The sequence below is a fragment of the Bradyrhizobium sp. genome, from assembly GCF_035484855.1.
GTDB lineage: Bacteria > Pseudomonadota > Alphaproteobacteria > Rhizobiales > Xanthobacteraceae > Bradyrhizobium.
Map to the genome: position 1 here is coordinate 1 of NZ_DATHOP010000123.1, position 2,162 is coordinate 2,162.

The 2,162-nt window shown below is 61.9% G+C and carries 1 protein-coding gene; it reads right to left on the minus strand.

Annotation, left to right across the window (positions count from 1 at the left end; translation table 11 throughout):
* The coding region (locus VK804_RS14290; protein WP_325371472.1) for an SLC26A/SulP transporter family protein at positions 1-2,162 on the minus strand (2,162 nt) is incomplete at both ends.

Here is a 2,162-nt window from a genome sequence, read left to right on the forward strand (position 1 = left end):
GGTGAATGTACCGGCGAGATCGGGCTGCTCGCGCCGCATCCGTTCCAGATTGACGCGCGTCATAGCAAACAGCACGGCGGGACCATCCGAGGACACGGTAGCGGAACGCGTCGACCGCCGGAAAAAACCCATTTCTCCGACGACGGTGTGTGTCGCAAGGCGACGTAGCCGACGGGTGCCGCCGTTTTCGGTCGCGATATCGACGTTCAGATTGCCCGCGGCAACGAGATCGAGCGTATCGGATGTGTCGCCCTCCCGATATATGATTTGAGCGGCACCGATTTCTTTTCGCTCAAGATAGCCAATCAACTCCGGTATCGAGGCGGTCGGCCCAAGACGCTGCTGCAGCCAGGCTTCAAATCCGTGTTGACTCATATCGGTGACGATGTCGGACTTGTCGAGCAACTGTCCTTCGCACCAGCACAGGGCCGTCTGGAAGTCGTCGAACACCTGACAGGGATTTTTGCCGCGAAAAAATCCGCCGCGCTCCAGGACTCTGTGGCTTGCGGCCGACAGCGAGCAGAACACGAGCGTCGCCCCGTGCCGGACGCAGAAGTTTCGCAATTTGCCCAGGCTCAAAACGGCGGCGCTATCCGACCCGGAAACGTGGCTAAAGTCGAGGAGGACGTAGCTTACCTTCCGCGGCGAGAGCTTGCCGATATCGGCTTGAATACGCTCGAACAGGCCTTCAGAGGAGCCGAAGAAGATATAACCCGAGAGCCAGTAGAGTTGGATCGCACCGCCGTTCTGACGCAAATACGCAGTCGCCTCGCGGGGACGAACGACGTGGCTCGGCACCTCCGCACGAGTCGCATGCCGGCGTACCGCGCCAAGTCGGGCATAGCTGACCGTGAAGATCATACAGGCGCAGACAAGGCCGGTGAGCACGCCGATGAGGTAGCCGTACTGAAGGCAGACGACGGCGATGACGATCGCAAGGCCGAGATCGAACCACGCCCGCTGCTGATAGGGCCGCCGAAGCGCATCGAAAATGAAGCTATAGGCCAGATAAAACACCAAGCCGGCGACCAGCGGGATCGGAATCAGCCCTGGCAAGTCGAAATTGGCCATGCCGACGATCCCCAGGGTTACGGCGCATGCCACGCCACTCATGCGCGCACCGCCAAGATGTTCGAGCAGGCTACTGGTACCGACCTGGAGACTGCCGCCGATGCCGCCAAGCGGCACCGCGACGAGGCTGGCGACGCCGTGGGCACGAAGTTCGCGATCGAGATCGGCCGACGCCTGCCGCGCGGTCTCGATACTGGAAACTTTTGTGATCAGCGAAATCAGCGCCACGATGGCGGTGACCAGGATTTCGGGCAGCAGCCGAACCAGCATCGGGCCATTGAGGGCCGACATATGCAACGCAGTGAACGGCGACCAGCGAGTCAGCGCCCCGAGCGAATGGAAATACCAGCCGTGCTCGACGCCATTGAGCCCAAGCGAGCGCAACAGGGCCATTGATCCCAGCCACATCGCCAGAAGCGTCGCCGGCAGAGCGAACGCGGATTTGATCCAGCGGCGCACCGACAAGAGTATGATCAGCGTGAGGACCGCGCTTGCGATTTTGATTGTCTCGGGCGCGCTCCAGTGCGCCGTGAGTCCGTCGAGCGTGACCGTTCGCCCGGTCGTCATGCGCACGCCTCCGGCCAGCAGAAAAAATCCTGTGGCGGCCAGAAAGCCGCCGACGACGCTCGAAGGCACAAAGCGGAAAAACGATCCGAGCCGGCAGGCGCCGAGAAAGTAGAGCAGTGCGCCGCAAGCAAACGTCGCCGCGACGAAAATCAGCATGATGGCCTGAACGGCACCCTGCGGGTCGCCGCCGGCCGCGAGGATGCGGCCGCCCGTCATCGCGCTCAGCAAGATGAGAACGGTGCCTGTTGGTGAGTCGATCCCGACGGACAGCGGCGGGAGAGACGTCGCCAGCGCAATCCATATGCCGCCGACGCAACTTCCTATCAGCATCGCCCAGATTGCGATCGGGATACCCCCGTTCAGTTCGCCCGGAAACATCAGCGCACCGAACGAAACGATATTGGCGATCAGGACGACAGAGGCGATGACGCCAGCAATGGAATCCGAAACCGCCCTGCGCGTGACCGCGCCGAATCCAGACGTATGCGGAGCGCCGGCGGTTCGGTCGTTTTTGGGGATCGCAA